The organism is Craterilacuibacter sp. (genome assembly GCF_051659485.1).
Lineage (GTDB): Bacteria > Pseudomonadota > Gammaproteobacteria > Burkholderiales > Chromobacteriaceae > Craterilacuibacter.
The window spans coordinates 1-2,898 of the sequence record NZ_JBOFOO010000294.1 but is presented as its reverse complement, the minus strand read 5'-3'; the positions used below and the strand labels follow the sequence as shown (position 1 = coordinate 2,898).

2 protein-coding genes are annotated in these 2,898 nt (G+C 62.5%); one reads left to right on the top strand and one right to left on the bottom strand.

Translation table 11 applies throughout. The features are described 5' to 3' along the window. Nucleotides 1-119 precede the first annotated feature (119 nt). Nucleotides 120-2,036, bottom strand: coding sequence for a polysaccharide biosynthesis protein (locus tag ACRC1E_RS10275; RefSeq protein ID WP_438515002.1), 1,917 nt, complete (start codon nt 2,034-2,036; stop codon nt 120-122). A 129-nt stretch (nt 2,037-2,165) separates the two neighbouring features. On the opposite strand from ACRC1E_RS10275, the gene ACRC1E_RS10270 reads away from it, so the two are divergent. Beyond that, a partial coding sequence (locus ACRC1E_RS10270) for an MraY family glycosyltransferase (RefSeq protein WP_438515001.1) occupies nt 2,166-2,898 on the top strand: 733 nt, incomplete at its 3' end.

The window sequence follows — 2,898 nt, the reverse complement described above, 5'->3', positions numbered from 1 at the left end:
TGAGGGCGCTTTTGGCTGCTTGGCTGGCATCGGTTTGGGATTGAACAATTCGCGGCTGTAGCCGCTCCTACGGGGTAGACCGGTGTAGGAGCGGCTTCAGCCGCGAGTTTTTGAGACGATCAACCCGCCACATCCTCGCGGCTGGCGGCCACCAGCCAGTCTGCCGTTTGTGCGCTGGGCTTGAATTCCTGCACCACTTCCTGCATCAGCGTAAACGCCAGCCCGGCATCCAGTTCGTCGCAGGCGAGCTTGAGCCGGCTCATATGCGCTTGCAACTCGGCTAGCGGCAGGCAATGTTCCTGTGCCCGCAGGATACGGGTGTGCGGGGTCGGCAGGGTGTTGTCGCCTATCAGTAGCTCTTCGTACAGCTTTTCGCCGGGGCGCAGGCCGGTGCAGCGGATTTCGATGTCGCCCTTGGGCTGCTGCGTGTCTTTGACTTCCAGCCCCGACAGATGCACCAACCGTCGTGCCAGATCGATGATCTTCACCGGCTCGCCCATATCCAGCACAAATACGTCGCCACCGCCCCCCATGGCACCGGCCTGTATCACCAGCTGCGCCGCCTCGGGGATGGTCATGAAATAGCGGGTGATGTCGGGGTGGGTGAGGGTGATCGGCCCGCCGCCGGCGATCTGCTGCTTGAATAGCGGCACCACCGAGCCCGAGCTGCCCAGCACATTGCCAAAGCGCACCATCACGAAGCGGGTGCGGCTGCCGGCTTCGCTGAGTGCCTGCAGGCATAGCTCGGCCAGACGTTTGGTCGCGCCCATCACATTGGTGGGGCGCACCGCCTTGTCGGTGGAAATCAGTACAAAGGTGGCAAGGCCGGCGGCCTGCGCCGCCTGGGCACAGGTCTGGGTGCCGAAGGCATTGTTGAGGATGCCGGCCACCGGATTGTATTCCACCATCGGCACATGCTTGTAGGCGGCGGCGTGATACACCGTCTCGACCTTAAAGCCGGTCATCACCGACAGCAGGCGGTCGTAATCGCTTACCGAGCCCAGCAGCGGGGTGATGGCAAGCCCGGGCGCGCTCTGCTGCAGTTCCTGATGGATGTTGTACAGCGCAAACTCGGACAATTCGAACAGCAGCAGATGCTTGGGAGACAGCGCGGCAATCTGGCGGCACAGCTCCGAACCGATCGAGCCGCCGGCACCGGTGACCAGCACCACCTTGCCGCCGATATTGGCCGATAGCAGGTCGGCGCGTGGCGGCACCGGGTCGCGGCCCAGCAGGTCTTCGATGTCGATCTCGCGCAGTTGGTCGTAGCTTGCCTTGCCGCTGACCAGATCGGCCATGCCGGGCAGGCTCTTGATCGGGATATGGTGTGCTTCCAGCGCCTGCAGGATGTCGCGCTGGCGCGAACGCCCGACCGAGGGCATGGCCAGCAAAATGGCCTTGGGTGCGAATTCGGCGATTAATAACGGCAGCTCGGCCGGCGCATGCACCGCCACGCCGCGAAAGGTGCGGCGCCATAGCTGCGGGTTATCGTCGACAAAAGCCAGTGGCCGGTATTCGCGCCCGGCCTGCAAGGCCAGCATCAGCTGCACCCCGGCGTGGCCGGCACCGTAAATCAGCACCGGCAGGCGTGGTGCATCGTGGGCGTCGATGCGGCGGATCAGCCCGCGCAGCACAAAGCGGCTGGCGCCGATATAGGCCATGGCGAACACCCAGAAGATAATGATGGAGGTACGCGGGAACGGCGTAATGCCGGCCATCATGATCACCGCCATCAATAGCAGCACCGCCAGACTGACGCCGGAGAACACCGTCGTTACCAGCTTGTCGTCCACATACTTGAGCACCGCGCGGTACAGGCCGAGCTTGATGAAGATGGGCATCACCCACAGCGGCGGCACCAGAAAAATCCACCAGAACGGATCAAGCTTGGGGTCCCACACCCCGCCCAGGCGCAGCATCACCGCCGACCATAAGGCCAGCGGCAGCAGCAGGGTATCGAGCAGCATCAATAGCGCCATCTTGTGGTGGCGCGAGAAGGACAACAGGGCTTCGGTCAGGCGGGAGGCAAAAGGCATGCGGCATTTTACGGCCTGAGCAAGGGGAAGCAAAGCGCAAGCCATCACAGGCATTAATCCATTACAATACCCGCCTGCCAAGCAATGACGGCTTTTGCTTATTTTTGGATCAACTATTGGATATTTTGGATGTTATTGGCCATCGCATTTACCGCGCTGCTGGTTTCGCTATTCACCGGCATGCTGCTGATCCGCACCCAGCATCTGCATGCACACCTGTCTATGGACCATGACCTCGGTGGGGTGCAGAAATTTCACGCCGCACCCACGCCGCGTATCGGTGGCGTGCCGGTGCTGGCAGGCTTGCTGGCGGGCGGTGCTTTATTGCTGTTGGCCGGGCTAGAGGCCGAGTATCGTCTGTATTGGGGCGTGTTGCTGGCGGCCGGCCCGGTTTTTCTGGCGGGCCTGGTGGAAGACCTGACCAAAAAAGTCAGCCCGCTGATCCGCCTGCTAGCCGCATTTGCCTCGGCCGCCATCGCCATCTGGAGCGTAGGCGGCATCCTGCCGGCGCTGGGTATTCCCGGTATCGATCCCTTGCTGGCCAGTTTCCCCGTCGCCGCCATGTTGCTGACCATCTTCGCTGCCGGCGGGGTGTGCCATTCGATCAATATTATCGACGGCTATAACGGCCTGATGGGCGGCGTGGCACTGCTGGCTTTCTGTGCGCTGGCTTATGTCTCGCTGGCGGTGGGCGATACACCCTTGCTGGCGCTGTGTCTGGCCGCTGCCGCTGCCATGCTGGGTTTTCTGGTATGGAACTTCCCGCGCGGCATGATCTTCGCCGGTGACGCAGGTGCCTATCTGGTGGGGTTTTTGCTGGCGGAACTCGCGGTGCTGCTGGTGGCGCGCCACCCCGGTGTGG

Excerpts from the sequence above, each read along its gene's own strand:
- ACRC1E_RS10275 (WP_438515002.1), bottom strand. The coding sequence starts at position 2,036 with ATGCCTTTTGCCTCCCGCCTGACCGAAGCCCTGTTGTCCTTCTCGCGC.